Source organism: Paenibacillus sp. B-A-8, assembly GCF_048572915.1.
GTDB lineage: Bacteria > Bacillota > Bacilli > Paenibacillales > Paenibacillaceae > Paenibacillus_AQ.
This window is the reverse complement of record NZ_CP183882.1, coordinates 6,345,398-6,367,996: the sequence shown is the minus strand read 5'-3', so window position 1 is coordinate 6,367,996 and position 22,599 is coordinate 6,345,398. Positions and strand designations below refer to the sequence as shown.

At 43.4% G+C, this 22,599-nt stretch carries 14 protein-coding genes; 9 read left to right on the top strand and 5 right to left on the bottom strand.

Going from position 1 to position 22,599, the window contains the following annotated elements:
• Positions 1–245: 245 nt before the first annotated feature.
• The gene (locus ACN6MV_RS28840; RefSeq protein WP_341115416.1) at positions 246–1,085 is read right to left on the bottom strand and encodes a flagellar motor protein MotB; all 840 of its coding nucleotides are present in this window, start codon (positions 1,083–1,085) and stop codon (positions 246–248) included.
• Complete coding sequence (locus tag ACN6MV_RS28835) at positions 1,082–1,864, bottom strand: flagellar motor protein (protein ID WP_341115415.1); 783 nt, start codon at positions 1,862–1,864, stop codon at positions 1,082–1,084. The genes ACN6MV_RS28840 and ACN6MV_RS28835 overlap by 4 nt, the downstream gene beginning before the upstream one ends.
• Positions 1,865–2,141: 277 nt before the next feature.
• Here ACN6MV_RS28835 and uvrB point away from each other — a divergent pair, with 277 nt between their 5' ends.
• The 6 genes from uvrB to ACN6MV_RS28805 all read left to right on the top strand — a co-directional run bounded on the left by uvrB (position 2,142) and on the right by ACN6MV_RS28805 (position 14,427).
• Positions 2,142–4,133: an excinuclease ABC subunit UvrB gene (gene uvrB, locus ACN6MV_RS28830; protein ID WP_042131282.1), complete on the top strand. Its 1,992-nt coding sequence runs from the start codon at positions 2,142–2,144 to the stop codon at positions 4,131–4,133.
• A 437-nt stretch (positions 4,134–4,570) separates the two neighbouring features.
• Positions 4,571–7,444 carry an excinuclease ABC subunit UvrA gene (gene uvrA, locus ACN6MV_RS28825; protein ID WP_419885352.1) on the top strand — a complete coding sequence of 958 codons (2,874 nt, stop codon included), beginning with the start codon at positions 4,571–4,573 and terminating at the stop codon, positions 7,442–7,444.
• 842 nt (positions 7,445–8,286) lie between these two features.
• Positions 8,287–8,496, top strand: a complete 210-nt coding sequence (locus ACN6MV_RS28820; RefSeq protein ID WP_042131279.1) for a DUF2759 family protein — start codon at positions 8,287–8,289, stop codon at positions 8,494–8,496.
• 150 nt (positions 8,497–8,646) lie between these two features.
• Positions 8,647–9,756 carry a S1C family serine protease gene (locus ACN6MV_RS28815; RefSeq protein WP_419885351.1) on the top strand — a complete coding sequence of 370 codons (1,110 nt, stop codon included), beginning with the start codon at positions 8,647–8,649 and terminating at the stop codon, positions 9,754–9,756.
• 28 nt (positions 9,757–9,784) lie between these two features.
• A complete protein-coding gene (locus ACN6MV_RS28810; protein WP_419885350.1) occupies positions 9,785–11,698 on the top strand; it encodes a stalk domain-containing protein in 1,914 nt (637 codons plus the stop codon).
• A 206-nt stretch (positions 11,699–11,904) separates the two neighbouring features.
• Entirely contained in the window at positions 11,905–14,427 is a 2,523-nt protein-coding gene (locus ACN6MV_RS28805) for a DUF3656 domain-containing U32 family peptidase (protein WP_419885349.1), read from the top strand.
• Between the two features lie 123 nt (positions 14,428–14,550).
• Here the strand turns inward: ACN6MV_RS28805 and rfbC are convergent, their stop codons facing one another.
• Positions 14,551–15,105, bottom strand: coding sequence for a dTDP-4-dehydrorhamnose 3,5-epimerase (gene rfbC, locus ACN6MV_RS28800; protein ID WP_419885348.1), 555 nt, complete (start codon positions 15,103–15,105; stop codon positions 14,551–14,553).
• Positions 15,106–15,126: 21 nt separating this feature from the next.
• Positions 15,127–16,005, bottom strand: coding sequence for a glucose-1-phosphate thymidylyltransferase RfbA (gene rfbA / locus ACN6MV_RS28795; RefSeq protein ID WP_419885347.1), 879 nt, complete (start codon positions 16,003–16,005; stop codon positions 15,127–15,129).
• Positions 16,006–16,509: 504 nt separating this feature from the next.
• Here rfbA and galU point away from each other — a divergent pair.
• Positions 16,510–17,397 carry a UTP--glucose-1-phosphate uridylyltransferase GalU gene (gene galU / locus ACN6MV_RS28790; RefSeq protein ID WP_419885346.1) on the top strand — a complete coding sequence of 296 codons (888 nt, stop codon included), beginning with the start codon at positions 16,510–16,512 and terminating at the stop codon, positions 17,395–17,397.
• 66 nt (positions 17,398–17,463) lie between these two features.
• On the opposite strand, the gene ACN6MV_RS28785 is transcribed toward galU, so the two are convergent.
• Positions 17,464–20,196 carry an O-antigen ligase family protein gene (locus ACN6MV_RS28785; protein WP_419885345.1) on the bottom strand — a complete coding sequence of 911 codons (2,733 nt, stop codon included), beginning with the start codon at positions 20,194–20,196 and terminating at the stop codon, positions 17,464–17,466.
• Between the two features lie 353 nt (positions 20,197–20,549).
• Here ACN6MV_RS28785 and ACN6MV_RS28780 point away from each other — a divergent pair, with 353 nt between their 5' ends.
• Positions 20,550–21,326 (top strand): ABC transporter permease, encoded by a 777-nt coding sequence (locus ACN6MV_RS28780; RefSeq protein WP_419885344.1) that lies wholly within the window; start codon positions 20,550–20,552, stop codon positions 21,324–21,326.
• On the top strand, positions 21,323–22,597 hold the full coding sequence (locus ACN6MV_RS28775; RefSeq protein WP_419885343.1) for an ABC transporter ATP-binding protein: 1,275 nt from the start codon (positions 21,323–21,325) through the stop codon (positions 22,595–22,597). Before ACN6MV_RS28780 ends, ACN6MV_RS28775 begins: the two co-directional genes overlap by 4 nt.
• Positions 22,598–22,599: the final 2 nt, after the last annotated feature.

Here is a 22,599-nt window from a genome sequence, read left to right as displayed (position 1 = left end):
ATATGATTTTTAGGGAATTCCTCCTTGAAAATCTCGGTAAAACCACTATTTCCGACGAAAAAGAGTAATAATCGGGGAGGAATTCCCTAATTACGCGCCTGAATAAGATAATAAGTAAATAATTAGGGAGGTTTTCCGTAATTAGTGTGGCAGTTCTATTATGGTAGTGTTTTTAAGCAGTTTCTGAATTGTTATTATGCTGCAATTTTTAACGCTTAATTATCAATAATTGAGTAGTTCTAAACTTACTCACCTTCTTGAAGCTGCCGCAGCACAATGATCTCTACACGGCGGTTCTTTTGCTTACCTGCTGCTGATATGTTTTCCGCTGTGGGCTGGGTATCAGCATAACCCGCGTATTGAAAATTGTCGGGATTCAACCCTTCATGATCTAAGAAAAAGCGCAGCACTGACAGCGCACGAGCACCTGATAGCTCCCAGTTGTCGTTATAGTGCGAAGCCGAAGATACTGGCGTATTATCGGTATGTCCCTCAATGCTAATCTTTGCGCCGATGTCTTTGAATAAACCAGACAACTGCTGAAGGGCAGGAAAGGCTGGAGATTTCAAATTAGCTTTACCCGCATCAAAGAGAAAACGGTCACTGAGGGTGATTTCTATCCCTTGTGGTTTGTCAGCAACAAATATTTGTTCTCCGAGATTATTTGCCTCGACATATTGGGTGATCACACCCATTAATTCAGCAAGCTTTGCCTCTTGTTCTCGAAATGCCAGCTCACGTGCCGAAGGTGCTTCGTTCTCCGTTTGTTCAGCAGATCCATCATTCGGTCTCGCAGTTGCAGCTGCGTTCCCACCATTCCCGTCCACACTGTTCTGTCTGCTCTCAGTTGTCTTCCCAGCATCTAAAATGCCATTCCCACCGTCAAGAACAGTGCTTCCAGACTTGAAGGTCTCGGATAACGAGCCCGTCACAATATTATATTTGTCCGTGTCCAGGCTGCTCATCGCATACAATATAACGAAAAATATAAGCAAAAGTGTAATTAGATCAGCATAAGTAATCATCCAGCGGTCGCGGCTTTCCCGAGTCTCTACACGCCGCTTTCGCCGGTATCTTTGTCTCATAGAAGACCTCTAGTTTCTGCGCGGTCATTCGTGTCCGTGTCTGAGATGAATGAGTTTAATTTTTTACGAACGAGCAAGGGGTGATCTCCGTTCTGCAAAGAAAGAATGCCGACAAGCAGCATTTCCATACTATGTAACTCACTTTGACTGCGGGATTTAATTTTGGAAGCGATGGGTAAAAATATTAAATTAGCGATAGCGACACCGTACAGTGTTGCGGTAAATGCAACTGCGATAGAAGTGCCCAGATTTGAAGGGTCTGTAAGGTTGCCTAGCACACGAATGAGACCCATCACCGTCCCGATAATTCCCATTGTAGGAGCATACCCACCAGCGGCTTCAAAAATTTTGGCGTAGCTCTCATGCTTCAGTTCCTTAGCGTCCATTTCCAGTTCAAGAATTTGCCTAACCTGTTCTGGGTCAGTGCCGTCGACAATCAGAAGTAGACCTTCGCGTGTAAAAGGATCTGGATGTATTTCTGCTTGTTTTTCTAACATTAACACACCGCCGCGACGCGCCACGGTTGCCATTGAAATGAGTTCTTCTGCTTTTTCTACATCACGATCAGGGTTGCTGCCGAAGGCCATGCGCAGTGCTGTTGGGATGGAGCGTAGCTTAGATGCCGGGAAACTGATCATAACGGCGGCAAATGTACCTCCGAAGACAATCAAAGCTGCATTAAGCTGCAGCAGTCCTGAGAGGCTTCCGCCTTCCCAGAGATAGCCGCCGATTAACGCAGCCAGTCCAGCCAATAGGCCGATTATTGAGGTGATATCCATGCTTTAAGCTCCTAACATTTCTATGTATTATGGTTTGCATCGATTTCATCAACACTGTATAATGAACGGGAACACATATTCTTATCTTCCATATTTTTTAATTATAAGGAAGTATAAGTTTCACGTTATACTTTAACCCTTATAATTCTCGCACAAACGCTTAACGTCTTTTAGAGACGCCAAAGGCGGTTTAGCTTGCCATCGTATGGAGAGAGAACATTCAGACAACAATTATAATATATTAATCTAGTTTAGACGATAGAGGGGAGACGGGCAAATGAGTGATATTGTCGTCAGTACAAAGACTTTTGAATTGGAGTCCGAGTACACACCCCAGGGCGATCAGCCTCATGCCATAGAGGAACTATTACAAGGCATCCGGCAGGGCAAGAAGCACCAGACGCTGCTGGGCGCAACGGGTACAGGTAAGACGTTTACCGTTGCACAAGTCATTTCCAAATTAAACCGCCCAACGCTAGTTATTGCGCACAACAAGACTTTGGCTGCCCAACTGGCGAGTGAGTTTAAGGAGTTTTTTCCGCATAATTCGGTAGACTATTTCGTCAGCTACTACGACTATTACCAACCAGAGGCGTATATTCCCTCCTCCGATACTTATATCGAGAAAGACTCCAGTATTAATGAAGAGATTGATAAATTGCGTCACTCCGCAACGAGCTCCTTGTTTGAACGGCGTGACGTTATTATTGTGGCGAGTGTGTCTTGTATTTACGGCCTCGGTTCGCCGATGGAATACGGAAGCTTGCTTTTGTCGTTGCGGGTAGGGATGGAGAAGCCTCGAAATGAGATTTTGAGCAGACTAGTGGATATCCAGTACCAGCGTAATGATATCAATTTTGTACGCGGAACCTTCCGTGTACGCGGTGATGTGGTTGAGATTTTCCCGGCATCTCAGGGTGAGCATGCCATTCGGGTCGAATTGTTCGGTGATGAAATTGAGCGAATCACTGAGATTGATGTGCTGACGGGTGAACTGATTGGGGAACGCGATCATGTCGCTATTTTTCCGGCGTCTCACTTTGTTACCAAGGAAGAAACGATGCGAGTGGCACTGGTTAACATTGAGAAGGAGCTGGAAGATCGCTTAACGGTCCTTCGTGACGCAGGTAAACTTCTGGAAGCTCAACGTCTGGAGCAGCGAACACGTTATGATATTGAGATGATGAAGGAAGTGGGCTTCTGTTCGGGGATCGAGAACTATTCCGGACCGCTGACCTTCCGTGAGCCTGGGGCAACTCCGTATACATTAATGGATTATTTTCCGGATGATATGCTGATCATTATTGATGAGTCCCATGTAACGCTTCCGCAGATTCGGGCGATGTATAACGGTGACCGTGCGCGCAAGACGGTGCTGGTAGAGCATGGTTTCCGTTTGCCGTCTGCGCTGGATAACCGTCCACTTCAATTCGAAGAATTCGAAGAAAAGGTGAAGCAAATTATATACGTCTCTGCGACTCCTGGACCCTATGAAATGGAACACTGTGATACTATGGTGCAGCAGATTATCCGGCCAACGGGTCTTTTAGATCCGATCATTGAGGTTCGTCCTACAGAGGGGCAGATCGATGATTTGATCAGTGAAATTCGCGAACGGGTGGAACGGGATGAACGTGTACTCGTCACCACGTTGACGAAGAAGATGTCGGAGGATCTGACGGATTACTTTAAGGAAATAGGAATTAAGGTTCGTTACATGCACTCTGATATCAAAACGCTGGAGCGGATGGCGATCTTACGTGATCTTCGTCTCGGTACATTCCATGTTTTAGTAGGGATTAACCTGCTAAGAGAAGGTCTTGACCTACCAGAAGTATCACTGGTTGCCATTCTCGATGCTGATAAAGAGGGCTTCCTTCGTTCCGAACGCTCGCTGATTCAGACGATTGGTCGTGCGGCCCGGAACTCCGAGGGTCGTGTAATCATGTACGGTGATCGAATCACTGATTCGATGGAGAAAGCGATGAGCGAAACATCGCGTCGTCGCGCCATCCAGATCGCTCATAATGAAAAACACGGTATTACCCCAACCACCATTAATAAAAAGGTACGTGACATCATTGAGGCAACCAAGGTTGCCGAGTCTAAAGCGGATTACCTTACGGGTGTTGGTGGCAAGATGAATAAGAAAGAGAAACAAAGTCTGATTCAGCGTCTGGAAGCTGAGATGAAGGACGCAGCGAAGAACCTGCAATTCGAACGCGCAGCAGAGCTGCGTGACGCATTGCTGGAGCTTCGGGCCGAGTAACAAACGATAAACGCATCACCGATATTTAAAATATGTAATGAACGGTGCTGTCCAGGCCGTTCTTTTTGAATAAATAGATGGATGCGCAGCCCAGTGCCCTGTGTAGTTAGCGCATCCCGCAGGGACAGCGTTCCACAGCGCTTCTGGCACTTACGCGCATCCCGTAGGGACAGCGTTCCGCAACGTTATAGCAGTTGCGGTAATCTCGCACTTTCCGCTTTTAGCTAGTGTGCGCCTAACGTCCAAGCGGTCCTGTAGGGATAAGCGATCTGAACGCCGTAGTCACTAAGTCCCGTCCCACCAACCTCCTTCACCAAAAAATGCGGGTGTCCAGAGGGTGCAACCCTTGGGGCCCTCCCTTGGAAGGGAGGGTTTGGGAGGGATCGAAAACGCTTTTGATAAAGCTTTGATATTAGATTCATTAAGGAGAGGTTCCGTTGGCGAACGATAATATTGTAATTAAAGGCGCGAGGGCGCACAATCTCAAAAACATCGATGTGACGATTCCACGTGACCGTTTCGTCGTGCTGACGGGACTGAGCGGATCAGGTAAGTCGTCGCTTGCATTTGACACCATTTATGCCGAAGGACAACGGCGTTATGTTGAATCTTTGTCCGCTTATGCTCGTCAGTTCCTGGGTCAAATGGAGAAACCCGATGTAGATTCCATAGACGGTTTGTCCCCGGCGATCTCTATTGACCAGAAGACAACAAGTCGTAACCCGCGATCTACAGTAGGTACGGTAACTGAGATTTATGACTATTTGCGGTTGCTTTTCGCGCGGATCGGTCACCCTCATTGTCCAGAGCATGGAATTGAGATTACTTCGCAGACCGTTGAACAAATGGTAGACCGGATTATGCAGTATCCAGAGAAGACACGTTTGCAGATCCTGGCGCCTATCATTTCAGGACGTAAAGGGGAACATAAGGGGCTCTTCACAGATATCTCCAAGCAAGGCTTCGTACGTGTACGTGTGGATGGAGAACTGCGAGATCTGTCTGAAGATATCGAGTTGGAGAAGAATAAGAAACACACTATCGAAGTTGTTGTAGACCGGATTGTCGTTAAAGATGATATGGAGACACGTCTTACAGATTCATTGGAGACGGCCCTAAAGCTTTCGGGTGGTAAAATCCTTGTGGATATTATCGGGCAGGAAGAGCTTCTCTTCAGCTCTAACTTTGCTTGTCCGGTGTGTGGATTCAGTATTGAAGAATTAGCACCTCGTATGTTCTCTTTCAACAGTCCATTCGGAGCCTGCACGGAGTGCGATGGTCTTGGTATGAAAATGGTGGTCGATCCAGATCTGCTTATTCCTGATGCTGAGAAATCCATTGAAGAGGGTGCTTTTTTAGCTTGGACTGGAAGTACTTCTAATTACTATCCGCAATTTCTAAAGTCCGTGTGCGAGCATTTTAATATTCCACAGAACGTTCCAGTGAGCAGTTTAACACCTGATCATATGAATAAACTACTGCATGGTACAGGTAGTGAGAAGGTTCGCTTCAAATATGAGAATGATTTTGGACAAAAGAAAGATGCGATGGTTGCTTTTGAAGGGATTATTCCGAATCTAGAGCGTCGTTACCGGGAGACCGCATCTGACGGTATTCGTGAATTTATCGAAGGATTTATGAGTGCTAAGCCTTGTCATGTCTGTAAGGGTAAACGTCTGAAGAAAGAAATTTTGGCGGTGACGATCAACGAACAAAATATCTCGGATATTACTGATCTCTCGATTGGTGACTGTCAGCATTGGTTTGAAGATATAAAACTAAGTGAGAAAGAGACAGCTATCGCCAATCTCATTCTTAAGGAAATCTGCAATCGTCTGGGGTTCCTGGTGAATGTCGGATTGGACTATTTGACACTTAGCCGCGCAGCAGGCTCACTGTCTGGTGGTGAAGCGCAGCGTATTCGTTTGGCCACTCAGATCGGTTCCAGTTTGATGGGTGTACTGTACATTCTGGATGAGCCAAGTATTGGTCTGCATCAACGGGATAATGATCGCCTGATCTCTACGCTTGCTCATATGCGTGACCTAGGCAATACGTTGATTGTTGTAGAGCATGACGAAGATACGATGATGGCAGCGGACTATATTATTGATATCGGACCGGGTGCGGGTATTCATGGTGGACAAGTTATGGCGCAAGGAACACCGGAAGAGATTATGAAAGATCCGAATTCCTTAACCGGTGAATATTTAAGCGGTCGTAAGTTTATTCCAGTTACCGCTAAGCGTCGTGCTACCGATGATCGTTGGATAGAAATTCGTGGCGCTAAAGAGAATAACCTGAAAAATGTGAATGTGAAGATTCCATTGGGTGTATTTACGGCGGTGACTGGTGTGTCGGGCTCCGGTAAATCTTCACTTATTAACGAAATTCTGTACAAGAGCTTGGCACGGCAGCTAAATAAGGCTGTGAAGGTGCGTCCGGGTCAGCACAAAGAAATTCGCGGCTTGGAAAATCTCGATAAAGTTATTGAAATCGATCAATCACCAATTGGGCGTACACCACGTTCTAACCCAGCAACCTATACGGGTGTATTTGACGATATTCGTGATCTGTTCTCGAAGACAAATGAAGCTAAAGTGCGCGGGTTCCAAAAAGGACGGTTTAGCTTTAACGTAAAAGGTGGACGCTGTGAAGCCTGCCGTGGAGACGGAATTATCAAGATTGAGATGCACTTCTTGCCGGACGTCTATGTTCCTTGCGAAGTATGTAAGGGCAAGCGTTATAACCGGGAAACACTAGAAGTGAAGTATAAAGGGAAGAATATTTCTGATGTGTTGGAGATGACGGTAGAGGATGCTACAGAATTCTTCGTGAATATTCCTCGTATTCATCGTAAAATGCAAACACTGATGGATGTTGGTCTTGGTTACATTAAGATTGGTCAGCCAGGTACTACTTTATCCGGTGGTGAAGCGCAGCGCGTGAAGTTGGCTTCCGAGCTATACCGTCGTAGTACCGGAAAAACACTCTATATTTTGGATGAGCCTACAACAGGTCTGCATGTGGATGACATTGGTCGTTTACTAGAAGTATTACATCGCTTGGTGGATTCCGGAGAATCGGTACTTGTCATTGAACATAATCTGGACGTTATTAAGACCGCAGACTATCTCATTGATATGGGTCCTGAAGGCGGCAGTGGCGGCGGAACTGTGCTGGCAACAGGAACACCAGAGAAGCTTATTACCGTTGCGGAGTCTTACACAGGTAAGTATCTGAAGCCGGTTCTGATTCGTGATACAGAGCGTACCAAAGCTCTTATGCTTGAGACGGCGGAAACCACTTAAGCCATAAACAACTGTATGGTATAACTACCAAATAATAAAGGTCACGGCATTTCGCCGTGGCCTTATTGTTTGTTGTCCAAGATCATTATTTTGGGAAAACAATTGCCAGGTAAAATTACTTCAAGCTCAAAAACAACTTATCTGAAGTGAGTTTTCTAGTAAATGTTGTACGACTCCTATAAAAAGAAAACTAAATAATAGACGAGATAGGCATATGTAGAGCATGTCCGTCGTAAGATTTAGTGAGGAGCATGCTGTTGCTGTAAGTATACTTAATGGGTAATAGAATAACAGCAGGTCCAACGGTTCTTTGAAAAAATTATACAATTAGCTCTATCAAAAGCTCCGGTTACTAGATTGAGGAAAACCTCCCTAAAAACCTGATGTTTTGCAGCTTTTAAGCTCAAATCAGGGAAAAAAATCCCTCTAATTATCGGGAGGATTTGTTCAATAAGATAGTATTCTCATGATTTTCAGGGAGCAATTCCCTAATCCACAAAAGCTCCAAGCTCTGAACGCTAAGATTGAAGTTCAAATTAATAATCTTTAACTCATTTCTATGCTGTTAAATCATTTCAAAGACACTAACCAACTTCATTAAATTGCCTTCATAGAGCAGAACACAATCTGTCCAGTCTGCGTTGTCCTCACAATAAAACGCCAAACGTCAATGAACAAAATCATTAATTTATCCAATTTTACAGTAATAAAAGATATTTTTTGCGACAAATACATAATTTTTCTACAAAACCTATTGCATCGCCCAAATGGTAGCGATAACATAGAAGAGGATATGGGGAATACTGGATCTTGCTTGACAACATTTTTGAGGAGGTAAGGTAATGCTACTTGCAGAAGTTGCCGCGCAAGGACCGTCTAAATTTCATACCTTTGATGTTTTTATGATTTTATTCACCATCCTAATTTTGGTCGGAGTCATTCGGTTGCTGAGAGCTCCGCAGAAGAACAAGTTCGCCATTGGTTTCGGAGCGGTTAGTTTGCTGGTTTTTATAATCTCTGACTATGCCATGGTGATGCATTGGTTAAGTTAACGAAAGAACTAAACTGAACAGCTTTGCACCAAAAGACTCCTTTAACGCCGTGGGCGCATTGAAGGCGTCTTTTTTCAAATTATATATTGTAAAATTTATCCATGTGCAGAGAGGGTCTGGTGAAGGTCGATGAGGATTGGGGAGAAGCTGGTGAAGAAAGGATTGAGCCTGCTGCTGTGCGGTGTGTTGCTGTCAGGAGTATGGAGTGAGTCGGTTTATGCGTTTGGTAGTGCGGCAAAGACGGTTAGCACGGCGTCGACAGCCCAGAGAAGCAAAATTAAAAATTCGACAGCAGCAGAAGACCTCATACCAGGGATTATTAAAAATGTTACCCCTTCCGTAGTGGGCATTATCGGCAAAGACGATAGTGCTGGGAATAGCGGACCGGATGATCGGTACAATCTGACGCATGGTTCTGGCATTATTGTGAAATCGAACGGCTGGATTGTAACTAATGCACATGTCATCAAGGATCTGCAGAACGCCGTGGTAGTGACGTCGGATTCCAAAACCTACAGCATTAAAGAAACGTATCTTGATGAAGTTAGTGATCTAGCGCTGATCAAAATCAATGCAGCCTCCCTTAAACCTGCAAAGTTTATTCCATCGACAGGCAATACAGTAGTTGGTGAGAAGGTAGTTGCCATCGGCACACCGATCAGTTTTTCACTAAGGAATTCTGCGACTGTAGGGGTAATAAGTGGTCTTAACCGTGAAGTAGATGCGGCTTATCGTCTGATTCAGAGTGACACAGCGATTAATCCCGGAAATAGCGGAGGTCCGCTAGTGAATATGAAGGGTGAGGTGCTCGGAATAAACAGCTTGAAATACTCAGCGGTGGGTGTGGAGAATATGGGCTTCTCTATTCCGGCAGACACCGTGCAGTATATTATGAACCAGCTTTTTAAGTACGGTGAAGTAAAACACCCGAGTCTTGGACTGGAGTTAGAAGCGAGTTGGTCCTCCATTGTGGGCTTGCCAACGTTTGATCCACTGACCGTAACCAAGGTGGTATCTCCTGAAGCACTTAAGGCGGGTGTTGCCGAAGACGATGTCTTGTACAGCATTGACGGTCACCGTGTGGTCTCACTAGTGGATATTAATGAATTGTTCAAAAGCTATTCTCCAGGTATGACGGTACGACTGGTTATGCAAAGTGAAGGGGATATCATTATCCGTAAGCTCGTGCTCACTCAGGGTGATCCCCTGTTAAATGAAGAAGGTTCAGGAACAGATGGGGACGAGCATACGGAAGAATAATCAGGGAAACTCGTGAGGGGGACGGTAAATGGGCTTTAAAGTGTTAAAACAAGGATTGTGTGTGATACTGGCCTTACTATTATTATTTTCTATATTACCCATACAAACAGCACGGGCAGCAGAAGCAAAGAAACTACAGCTGAGCCTTAAAGTTGGTAGTACATCAGCTACGGTGAATGGAAAAAAGGTGGCTATTGAGCGACCTTTTATAGAGAATGGAACGGTTATGGTTCCGCTTGGGGTTTTTAAAAAGACATTTGGCAGTACGGTTTCCTTAGAGGGAAATGATGTAGTGAAAGTAACGTACGGCTCTCATACAGGGTTGATGACAATGGGTAGTACTAGCGCCTGGAAGGATGAGACTAAAGTTAAACTCACCTCCGCGCCTCGGATGGTTTCAGGTGTGCTAATGGTGCCGCTGCGTTTTGTGGCGAATGTACTGGGTGCAACTCTCTCCCAAGGGAAAGGCGGTGAGCTAATAATTACCCTAGTTCCTGCAGACAATGAAGGAGATGTACCAGTGGATAGGGGTATTGATAGTGATGTGGGGAAGACGCGAATTGGGAACAGCTATTTTCAATGGACATTAAATTATCCGTCTGGACTGATTACTGGAAATAGCGGTGGAGATGAGAGCGTGGCTACCTTTTCGAGCGCTGACAATCTTTATTATTTGGTGATTCATGCAAGTGATCAGGCGGTTTCGCTGGATGCAGATGGGCTTCTGGAACAACTAGTTCGGGAAGTCGAGGAAGGTGGGGAATTGATATTAGATCGGGAGTCGTTCCCCAAGGCCTCTGTGCCCTATGCGCGATTGGTCAGTAAAGATTCCAGCGGAGCACTCTGGGAAAGCAGGTTGATCTATGCAGAAGGTAGACTTTATGAGATTTATTTGACGGATGAAAAAGCAGTTAATTATAAAGACTTAGCTAAGTATTCGGGTTTGCTGAGCTCCTTTCGACCTTCTTTTGACACCAAGGATAACAAGATCCGTGATCTATCTACTGTAAAAAACGGCCTGAGCGAAGCCTACAATGAGGACTACGGCATTTCACTACAGGTTCCTGTTGCTTGGACTAAGGATGACCAGCATTTTTATTATGAAAGCAAACAAGGAAGTCATTTGAGTGTGGCGATTACATCGGCACCTGCTGGTTCTACACTGGAGAGCTGGGCTGAAGAGTTGAAGACAAAAACGCAGGAGAACTTTGTAGCGGATGCTTATGTTTTTAAGGATAGTAAAAAGTCTGAAATCTCCGGTGTACCTGCACAAATAAGTGAGACACAGCTGAATTTCGGCAACGGGTGGACGACAGAATATCAGGTAATCGTGCTCAAGAATGGGTTCCGATACTATTTTGAATATGTGACACCTCCTGGACAAGAAGACGATAAGACCAAATTTAAAGCCATTATAGCCTCAATTGATATTGATTTTGATCACATGAAGGAGAACTTCGGGCGACTCGCTAGCGATGATTATAAGACACTCAAGAATAAAACGATAACCAAAGTATCCAAAAGATACGGGTATGCCATCGATATTCCACGCTTGTGGACGCCTAATCAAGATGTAATCGAGACACAGTCAGTGGAGTATCGGTTCATCGGAGGACGCTTCCAGATCAGTTCAAAACCTGAGGGCTCCGTGGATTATACGGTTAATGTACTCAAGGATTCTTATCAGAATAAAAATAATGATCCTAAAGGCCCCCGCATTGAAAGTATAGTGGAATCTACCTTTGCAGGTGTTCCTGCTACGATCCTTACTGTGAATCAAATCAAGAATGGTGTTCCTCTCCGAAGTAAGCAAGTTGTTTTTGGCAAAAATGAGGTGGTCTATACGATTACTGTTGTGCTAAATGATGCCAATGCTACTACAGAACAGCAAGCGCTGCTGGATGAAACACTGCAATCGTTTCGGTTTACGGGGAATGAATAGTTTAGAGGTGATTGGAGTTCATGACTAACTGATAGTAGAGTGTAATTTAATTAGGTGAGAACGTCCTTATAGCCAAAATGGCGTGGGACGTTCTTTTCTTTATATAAATGTTGGTAAACACATGGCGCTGTGATGTGATATTTGATACAATTATCAAGTTAATCAACTAGAAATGACCCGCCACCTGGCGGTTTGGGAGGATATAAATGAAAGAGCAACAAATACGCAGAGAAGACGTGGAGCTATTGGCACCTGCAGGTGACTGGGACTGCATGCGTGCGGCGGTAGCGAACGGAGCCGATGCTATCTTTTTTGGCGTAGAGAAGTTTAATGCACGGGCGAGAGCGAACAACTTTCGCATGGACGAGCTGACGGAAATTATGGCGTTTTTGCATAGCTATGGTGTGAAGGGTTTCCTGACCTTTAATATACTGGTTTTTGAAAATGAATTGTCTGATGCGAAAGAACTGATTGACGCTTGTGTAGATGCTGGCGTGGACGCGGTGATTGTACAGGATTTAGGTTTGGTCAAAATGATCCGTGAAATCTCACTGGATTTCCCGATTCATGGTTCGACACAAATGACGATTACTTCACCGGAAGCGGTTGAGTTTACTAAGCCTTTCAGTTTGGAACGCGTGGTACTCGGTCGTGAGAACAATCTGAAGCAAATTAAGACGATTGGGGAACAAGCCCGTCTGCCGATGGAAGTATTCGTGCACGGAGCCTTATGTGTCTCTTATTCGGGTCAATGTCTAACTTCAGAAATGTGGGGTGGACGTTCCGCCAACCGTGGAGAATGTGCTCAAGCTTGCCGTCTGCCTTATGATCTGATGGTGGATGGAGAAGTTAAACCAATGGGTGATGTGACTTATTTGCTCTCCCCTAAGGATTTGGCAGCAATTGATCTTATGCCTGAGCTGATCGAGGCGGGTGTAACTTCTTTCAAAATCGAAGGCCGCCTCAAGAGTCCGGAATACGTTGCGAATGTAGTTAGTAAGTACCGTAAGGCAATTGATCGGTATTTTGATGGCGATCTGTCTAAACCATCGAAGGAAGAAGTTCGTGAACTGCAACAGAGCTTCTCCCGCGGTTTCACACATGGTTTCCTTGACGGAACAAACAATAAGAAGCTCGTAGACGGCACTTTCCCGAAAAGCCGTGGTGTATATCTTGGAACGGTTGAACAAATTCTTCGTGATGGCGTTGTCTGCCGTATTCATGCACCGCTGAAGCGTGGCGATGGCATCGTGTTTGATGCAGGGGATCCGACGAAAAAAGAAGAAGGTGGACGCGTATACGATCTTCGTCGTAAAGGCGTGAAACTCGAAGGCGAAGCCGGGGAAGGCTGGATCGTCGACATCGTAGCCGGTCGTAACGATGTGGACCTGCGTCGTCTAAATGTCGGTGACCGCATTTGGAAAACGAATGACCCTGCGCTAGACAAGGCGCTGCGTCAGACTTATGAAACCGAGAAGCCATACCGGGTATTCCCGGTACATGTGCGAGTGCAGGGCTGCGTAGGAGAGAAGCTGACCACATGGTGGACGGATGTTCAGAAGAACGTTACCGTCCGTGTGGACTCGGAGCTCGCGTTGGAAGCGGCGCAAAAGCGTCCGATGGATGCCGCGCTGCTGGAAGAACAATTCGGCCGTCTGGGCGGGACCGTGTTCCAGCTTGACGCGCTAGAGTCGCATCTGCAAGGCGACGTGATCGTCCCTATGCGCGAGCTGAACAGCATCCGCCGCCAAGCGGTGGAGCTGCTTGCGGGCGAGCGCCCGAAACCGCCCGTGTACGTGAAACGGGCGATCGAGGTCTATGGCGACGCTACCCGCAGGGGCGTCGCTCCGCAGCGCGCTGGTGAAGCGGAGCTCACCGCGCTGTGCCGCAGCCTGCCGCAGGTGCAGGCTGCGCTCGAGGCCGGCGTGAGAAACATCTACGCCGACTTCGAGTTTATTAAGCAGTTCCCGGCAGCGGTAGATGCTGTACGGGCTGCAGGGGCCAGCATCGCGCTGGCCACGCCGCGCATTCATATGCCGGGCGAGAACGGCTACCACGCCAATATCCTGCGCTTGCAGCCGGATGCCGTGTTAGTACGCAACACAGGCGCGCTGTATTATTACCTGCGCCGCCGCCAGGAACAACCGGATGCTGTGCATCCTCGCTTGATTGGCGATTTCTCACTGAATATCGCCAATCATAAGGCAGTGGATCTGTTCCTTGAGGCAGGTTGTGATATGGTAACACCATCCTATGACTTGAACATTCAACAGATGGTCGATCTGCTTGAGCACAGCGACACTTCTCGTATGGAGATTGTAATCCATCAGCATTTGCCGATGTTCCACACAGAGCACTGTGTATACTGTACCTTCATGAGTGAAGGCACAGACTTTACGAACTGTGGCCGTCCATGTGAAGAGCATCGTGCTTCCCTGCAAGACCGTATTGGAATGTCTCACCCAGTTCGTGTGGATGAAGGCTGCCGCAATACCGTCTACAATGCAGTTGAGCAGTCCGGTGCGGAGTATTTGAACAATTTCCGTGATCTAGGTGTATCCTCATACCGTGTAGAGTTCCTGGAAGAGACACCAGAGCAAGTGGCTGAGGTAATTAGCCTCTATAGCCGCGCACTGCGTGGTGAGATCTCTGGTACGCAGGTATGGAAGAGCTTGAAGGCTACCAACCAGCTCGGGGTTACTCGGGGGCAATTGGTTAACGCGAAGTAATAAAGGTTAAAGGAATAGGGCTAGGTGACTACCAGGAGATACTGGTGTTGCTTGGCCCTTTTGTAAATTGACTAAAAAGCGCGCCTAGACTGCTGGTTAGCAGCACAGGACGCGCTTGATTTATTAATAGATGAAATTATGTTGGGAATCCTTCAATAGAGGGGCCTTTTCATCCTTTGCAGAAAGAACCGGTTGTATATGCATTGGCCACTCAACGCCAATCTCTGGATCATTCCAGAGAATTCCGCCATCGCAATCCGGTGCGTATAGTTCATCACATTTGTATTGAACCTCTACGTCATCGGTTAAGGTCATAAATCCATGGGCGAAGCCCTTTGGAATCAGTAATTGTTTCTTGTTATCAGCGGTCAGCTCAATACCCAACCATTGGCCATACGTAGGACTACCGCGACGAATATCTACGGCAACGTCGAAGATTGATCCTTTAGTACAGCGAACAAGTTTGGTTTGTGCTTTGGGGTTAATTTGATAATGAAGTCCGCGCAGCGTACCCTTTGTAGCAGAAAAGGATTGATTATCTTGCACAAATTGCAGGTGCAGCCCTTGTTCCTGAAACTTGGACTCACTGTAGGTCTCCATAAACCACCCCCGGTGATCCCCAAAGACAGCCGGTTCTACAATAAGAACGCCTTCTAATTTCGTTTCGGTAAATTTCATCAAATTCACACGCCTTGTATTTTAGTATTGTATTTTACCAGTAGCGACCTTGATCAGATATTGTCCATATCCAGTCTTACTAAGCTTTTGCCCGCACTCCAGTAAGTGTTCTCTGGTAATCCATCCATTAATATATGCAATTTCTTCCGGTGCGGAAATCTTTATGCCTTGATGATCCTCAATTGTTCTGACAAAATTGGTCGCATCGACCAGACTCTGATGTGTACCGGTATCGAGCCAAGTAAAGCCACGGCCTAGTAAGGCAACGTCCAATTCTCCCATTTTCAAGTAAGCCTCGTTAATCGAGGTGATTTCTAGCTCGCCTCTGTGGGAAGGTTTAACCTCTTTGGCGATAGAAACAACTCTATTGTCGTAGAAATACAAACCTGTAATCGCATAATTTGATTTCGGATGCTCTGGCTTTTCTTCCACGCTGAGTACTTTACCAGTGCTATCAAATTCAACTACGCCAAATCGTTCTGGATCAAGAACATGGTATCCAAACACGGTTGCACCGTGTTCTTTTTTAGCAGCCTGCTTTAGAAGCTTGGTCATTCCGTTACCATAATAAATATTATCCCCAAGGACCATAGCAACGGAGTCATCACCGATAAAGTTCTCTCCTAAAATAAATGCCTGTGCCAATCCGTCTGGGCTTGGTTGAACAATGTACTGCAGTGAAATTCCAAATTGAGAACCGTCACCGAGCAAGTTCTCAAAACGAGGGGTATCCTCAACTGTGGAGATAATTAGAATGTCCCTAATGCCAGCAAGCATTAGCGTGGACAAGGGGTAGTAGATCATCGGTTTATCATAGATTGGCAGTAGCTGTTTGCTGGTTACCATAGTGAGGGGATAGAGGCGTGTTCCGCTTCCTCCCGCAAGAATGATGCCTTTCATAAGCGAATTCAGCTCTCCTTAAATACATATAGATTTTGGGAATGATGTGAACATTTACGTGACTGCTATATTCTAATATATTTTACGCTTAATAGCCTCGTTTTGTCTATTTAAAGTGGGAAGGGAACCATAACCAATGTTTTAAAAATAGAAAGGGAAATGAATTTCTAATGCTCACTATAGTGTCGACAGTTTGCTGTTTTTTTTGCTAACCACGCAACACCAGAGGGTACTCTGGTGTTGCGTAGCCCCTTTTTTATAGAAACCGTCTCGCCCTCTTCGTAATTTGCATATACTAGATATTATATACTTGAGAGTTAGCTAGGATTAATCCTATGTAAAACTATAATAATCCATCCCACTCATGTTTGATTGGAATTGATATACAAATATAACAAACTCTCTGACATTAGTCTGGTATAACTGCTATAATTGAAGGAAATATGCCATTTTACTATACAGATTTTTAAAATGGAAGAGTAACCGACAGAAGGAGTTAATGTGATGAAGATCCGTAAAGCCATTATCCCAGCTGCAGGTCTTGGTACCCGCTTTTTGCCTGCAACCAAAGCAATGCCTAAAGAAATGTTACCAATAGTAGATAAACCGACGATCCAATATATTGTCGAAGAAGCAGTTGCTTCTGGAATCGAGGATATTATTATCGTGACGGGTAAAGGTAAACGTGCGATTGAAGACCACTTTGATAATTCTTTTGAACTGGAATTTAACTTAGCGGAGAAACAGAAGTGGGAACTTCTTGAATCCGTTCGTAAATCCTCTGAGATGGCTGATATCCATTACATTCGCCAAAAAGAACCGAGAGGGCTCGGTCACGCGATTTGGTGTGCGCGTAAATTTATTGGAAACGAGCCGTTTGCAGTACTTCTGGGTGATGATATTGTTGAAGCAAACAAACCGTGTCTTAAACAGATGATAGATGTTTATGATGAATATAAATCTTCCATCGTCGGTGTACAACCTGTCCCTTGGGAAGAAGTGTCACGGTATGGTGTTGTAGACGCTTCACCTTTGGCAGAACGTGTCTACAAAGCTAACCGCCTAGTAGAGAAACCAAAGAGAGAAGACGCACCATCTAACCTGGCTATCCTAGGTCGTTATATTCTGACTCCGCGTATCTTTGATATGCTTGGTGAACAACAGGTGGGTGTAGGCGGAGAGATTCAGCTGACTGATGCCATTTCTCGCTTAAGTGAAGTGGAGCGGATTATTGCTTATGACTTTGAAGGTAAACGCCATGACGTAGGTGAGAAGATGGGCTTCATTCAGACCACCATTCATTATGCACTTCAGCATGAAGAGCTAAAGGATGATTTACTTCGTTATATGAAAGAGCTTGTAGATAATGAAGTTGCTAAAGCTAAATTATAAGTAGAACTCGTAACGTCAAAAAGCGTAACACTGTGATTGTAGTGTTACGCTTTTTATTTTATTTTTTCAAAATTGTGAGTTTGCGATGGTCTCAATTTGTGCTGCTTCCCCAGGATCTGCTGCAATCAGTTTATCGTAGATCGCTTGATCCTCATTGTTAGCTTTTTTCAATGTAGCAAGGTACCAACGGGCAATTTCACGATTCGTTGCGTTAGTATAATCGTCGCTTAGGCCAAGCTTCAAAGTGCTGATAGCATTTTGCAACTGCCCAGACATTAACTGAATTCTACCCGCATTCAGGGCAATACTTGGTGTAGGAGTTGCAAGTTCACTAATCACTTGGTCATAAGCTTGAAGCCCAATCTTGAGATTAAGCAGCTTACTATCATCATCTTGAACGGCACGAGCTTGTTCAGTCAACTCGTAAGAGCGGCTGATGAGCGCATCATACCAGTTCATATCCCAGAGCGTTCCGGTATTAATTATATCAGCGTAATTCTCATTAAAACCAAGCTTCAAGGTTGCAGTGGCAGCTTCTGCTTGTCCAGAAATCTGCTGAATTTTGGCGATGTTTAATGCAATCGTTGGAGTTACCGAGAACGGACGTCCTTGCAATTGCTCAGGTGGAAGAGTCTTTAAGTGCTCTACACCAGCAAGAACGTGCTCATAGGCTTCAAGTGCTGCATCGAAATATTCCTGTTTCTTAACTTCATCCTTTTGATTTAGTGCTTGCTGACCTAATGCAAAGGAACGACTGATGAGAGTTTCGTACCAATCAATATCCCAGTTGAACTTATCAGCATTGTCACGGTAAACACCGTATGCAAGGTCACTTTGGCCGTTTAAGTCATAATAGCTTACTAACTGAGTTAAAATATTTTTATTGTATGGCTCATCCTCTAGTGCTCGAGTCAGTACACTATAAGCTTCATTTAGAAATTGTTCATCCTGATTCTGCTTAAAAACCTGTAGATCTAACGAGGATAGGTATAAGACGGATTCTGGATGACCGGGACGTGTTTTTAAAGCCTCAGTTAATGGTTTCTTAATTTCCTCGTAAGAGGTACTAACCCCGATTAAATTCTTACCTTTTAGAGATGCATTACTGGAACCAATATAGCTAATCGAGAGGAATAACAAGAATATAGTACCTATTGTGAGAACAACGGAATATCCAAGCCGCAAACTAGTTTTATTCCAACTTTTACGTAGCTGTTTGCTATCCATGACAACTGCCATGCCTGCCAGTCCAAGGAAGACGAGTATTCCCATAAAGGCATAACTCATATTGAAATCTAGTAGACTGTGCACAAGAATAGATAGAGCAATAATGAGATAGAAGAAGCCATTCTCAAAATCATTTTTATCCCGTTTCACATACCCACGAATGTATTTATAGAAAATATACAAAATGAATCCCATAAATACGATAAAACCAAGGATCCCAACCTCAATCAAGTATTGTAAAAAGAAGTTATGCACTTGGCGGCTGGTGTAAGGGTTGTTCTGATAGTGCTCATATAATGAAGACCATCCACCACCACCAGCACCAAGAATCGGGTAATCCTTAACTACCTTCATGGCATCTTTATAAAAAGTAATCCGTTCAAGTACGCTATGTTGCTGGAAATTGATGTTCTCAAGACGAGTTGCCATATTGCTAGGTAAGATATTTTTTACGCTTGTACCTATTAGTAGGAAAGCTACAATTCCGACGAGTGCAACAGAACCAAGTGGAATCCATAAACCTGTTAGTTTACGTGACGACCAATTACTGAGTTTTTTCTCCAGCCAAGGGGCGAAAAAACGCTGAATGACCCAAGATAGGCCTGCCACAACTACTGAAGCTCCAATTAGGTATCCCCAGCCCTTCCAGGCGCCGGAAGAAGTGAAATTTGTATTTAGCTCTAGTCCTAGGTTAGTCACTGGAGTCGTAATGACCAACGAAGCAATACCAGCAACGCCAAGATGAAGAATCCAAAGGATTTGCTGTGCAGGTTTCAGGAATAGCAGCAGCAATATAAATACGACAGGTAGCAATACAAGACCACCACGAGATAATGTTAATAAAATTGATACAATGATAGGAACTAACATAAAGCTGTGTGTTAACGTTCCGTACCATTTTTTAGAGCGAACAAGAGCGAATATAGCTACAAATAGAAAGGCCATCAAGAATGCTGCGTAGGTATTTGCATATTGAAAGATCGAAGTCAGACGAAGTCCGTTAGAGTCCGTCATTACTGCATCTAAGTAGATATTATTTCTTACGGTGTTTGAGAACCAACCCACTAGAGCTCCCGCTAGCTTGTTACTCCCCAACCAATTTAGTAGTCCAAACCCTACTATGAAATAAGCAATTGCTAGAATGGCATTTTGAATGACAACATTTACTTGCTTTTGCTTCAAGAGATAAAAGGCTATAATGAAGACTGCAACATACATGCTCTGAATAAACAACATATTCATCGCCATATAATGCGAAACTGCGACAAACAATGAAAGAGCATAAGTCAGAGGCAGTAATATTGAAGCTGAAGCTACTAAGTCCCTCTGTTCATCTAGTTTGAATTTTTTGTAGTATAAGCCAACGCAGACTAGCAGTAAAAGTCCACTTACTAGTGCTGACACATATATAGGCTTCTCGAAGTCTAACTGCTGTCCGTTAAATAATCCCACTTGAAATGGGGCCCAACATAAAAATAAAATGAAAGCAATAACCAATGCCCAAATCGGACTTGCTATCTTCTCAACATTTCTCGACTGAGCTGCGTTTTTACCGTATACTGGTTTCGACACGTTATAATCTCCTTTTCCTGTAGGTACGACAATATTTTAGCATAAATAATCAGTCTCGGAAAATGAAAGGAATTGGTGACTCTAAATTTCTATCGCATCAACAACTGGAGATCTACTAGTATAACATAAGAGGGTTGACGAAGTGAGGCGGAGTCCAAAACGTAAAAATACTAAGGTATCGAGATTTCCTTTCATATGTTTTAGTTCTCTTACGACTTGATTCATCCACTCCCCTTTTCATATGCACACGTATAAAGCTTCAAGTGAATATGTTGGTTTCTTGTTTTCTCCAATCAATTTGAGCGGTTTATATTATACAAAGAAGAACTATTTTAGAAAGTGAGAGGGTATCTTTGATAAGTTATTTGAAAAATATTATATTTTATAAGGATTTATTAGGGAATTTGACTTCGAATGAAATGAAGCTAAAATACAAAAACTCTATACTGGGTATATTATGGTCCTACATATACCCTTTAATGATGATCGTTATTTATAATTTTGCATTTAAAATAATTTTGAGGATGACAATAGACAACTTTGCATTGTTTGTTTTTATTGGTTTAATACCCTGGAATTTTGTACAAGCAAGCATTTCACAGAGTACAAACAGTATCATTAATAATCAAAATCTTGTTAAGAAAATTTATTTTCCTCGGGCGATAATTCCCTTGTCAGTAATAAATGCGAATTTTCTAACCATGATAATAAGCCATATAATCCTGTTTGGTGCAATGCTTGTGTATCATGTAGAATTTACAGCATCACTTATTATTTTGCCAATTCTATGGATTATCTTGTATTTAGTTGTTGCTGGTATTAGTTTGGTCCTTTCATCTATTACTGTTAAGTATCGGGATGTTTCGCACATTGTTGATGTTGTTTTTATGGCTTGGTTCTATCTAACACCTGTAATATATTCGCTTTCAATGGTACCCGAGCCATTCAATAAGATAATTCAATTAAATCCAATTACAAATTTGATTGAATTATTCAGAGAGGTTCTTTTGGAAGGGAAATTCCCTGATTTAGTAAATATTCTGATTACCTTTGGATATGCATTGGTTTTATTTGCAGTAGGGCTATTTATATTTTATAAAAGAGAAAAAAACTTTGGAGAAGAACTATGACAATGACAACTGAGAAAGTTATTGATTTTGAAAATGTAACTAAAGTATACAAAATTTATAAGAACAAACCAACAACACTTAAAGAGAAAGTGATTAATTTTTTATTGAGAAGAAATAAATTAGAAACCATTGAGATTAACGTGTTGAAAGATGTTAGTTATTCTATATATAAGGGAGAAACTGTTGGGATTATAGGAAGAAATGGGGCAGGAAAGAGTACATCACTAAAGCTGATTGCGAAAATAATAAATCCAGATAATGGGAAAATAACTGTAAAGGGGAGTGTTTCTTCTTTATTGGAAATTGGTGCGGGTTTTCAGCCCGATTTAACAGGTAAAGAAAATGTATACCTTTATGGATCGATTTTGGGCCTCCCGAAAAAGTACATTAGGGATCATTATGAGGAAATTGTTGAATTCTCAGAATTAAGTGATTTTATGAACACGCCGGTAAAAAATTATTCTTCAGGAATGTACATGCGTCTCGCCTTTTCTGTAGCAATTCACGTTGATCCAGATATCCTTCTCTTAGATGAAGTTCTGGCAGTTGGTGATGCCAATTTTCAAAAAAAATGCATGAATAAGTTGAAAGAAATCCAATCAAAAGGTAAAACAATCGTGTTTGTTTCACATGATATGTCTAGCGTCAAAAATCTTTGCGATAGAATTATTTATATCGGTGACGATGGTGAGATTGAATTTGGCGAACCGGATTTCTTGATAAATAGATACTACGCACATTTATATGGGAGTCACGCTAGTACTGTCATACAAAATCATTCGGTAAATAGTTATGACTCTGATTCGATGTATATAGCTCACACTAGCTCACATTATAATGTAAAAGAATCTATTTGGGGAAATAGAGAGGTCAGTCTTAATAGATTTTATTTCTCAAACGCTGAAGGATATGCATCGAATATATTTCAACATAAACAGGATATTGTAATGAATATTGAACTGAAGGCGGAACGCTTACTCCGAAAATTAGTGATTGGAATAGCATTATATGATGAAAATAATAATCTATTAAGTGGGCCAAACTCGAAAAATGATGGCATAGTTTTAGATGAAATAGAACACTCAAGGTTCATTAAGGTATTAATTAAAGAACCACCCTTATTGAGCGGTAAGTTCTATGTGACACTTGCTATTTATGACTATGACTGCATTGAACCCTTCATTCATCTGGAAAAGTGTTTTGAATTAATGGTTGTAAATGAGAGAAATGAATTAGGTATTATAGGGTTGGAATGCGACTGGCTTGTATAGAT

Coding starts and splice junctions, on each gene's coding strand:
- ACN6MV_RS28820 (WP_042131279.1), top strand. CDS start 8,287: ATGCTACTTGCAGAAGTTGCCGCGCAAGGACCGTCTAAATTTCATACC.
- galU (WP_419885346.1), top strand. CDS start 16,510: ATGAAGATCCGTAAAGCCATTATCCCAGCTGCAGGTCTTGGTACCCGC.
- rfbC (WP_419885348.1), bottom strand. CDS start 15,105: ATGAAATTTACCGAAACGAAATTAGAAGGCGTTCTTATTGTAGAACCG.
- ACN6MV_RS28840 (WP_341115416.1), bottom strand. CDS start 1,085: ATGAGACAAAGATACCGGCGAAAGCGGCGTGTAGAGACTCGGGAAAGC.
- rfbA (WP_419885347.1), bottom strand. CDS start 16,005: ATGAAAGGCATCATTCTTGCGGGAGGAAGCGGAACACGCCTCTATCCC.
- ACN6MV_RS28805 (WP_419885349.1), top strand. CDS start 11,905: ATGAAAGAGCAACAAATACGCAGAGAAGACGTGGAGCTATTGGCACCT.
- ACN6MV_RS28810 (WP_419885350.1), top strand. CDS start 9,785: ATGGGCTTTAAAGTGTTAAAACAAGGATTGTGTGTGATACTGGCCTTA.
- ACN6MV_RS28835 (WP_341115415.1), bottom strand. CDS start 1,864: ATGGATATCACCTCAATAATCGGCCTATTGGCTGGACTGGCTGCGTTA.
- uvrB (WP_042131282.1), top strand. CDS start 2,142: ATGAGTGATATTGTCGTCAGTACAAAGACTTTTGAATTGGAGTCCGAG.
- ACN6MV_RS28775 (WP_419885343.1), top strand. CDS start 21,323: ATGACAATGACAACTGAGAAAGTTATTGATTTTGAAAATGTAACTAAA.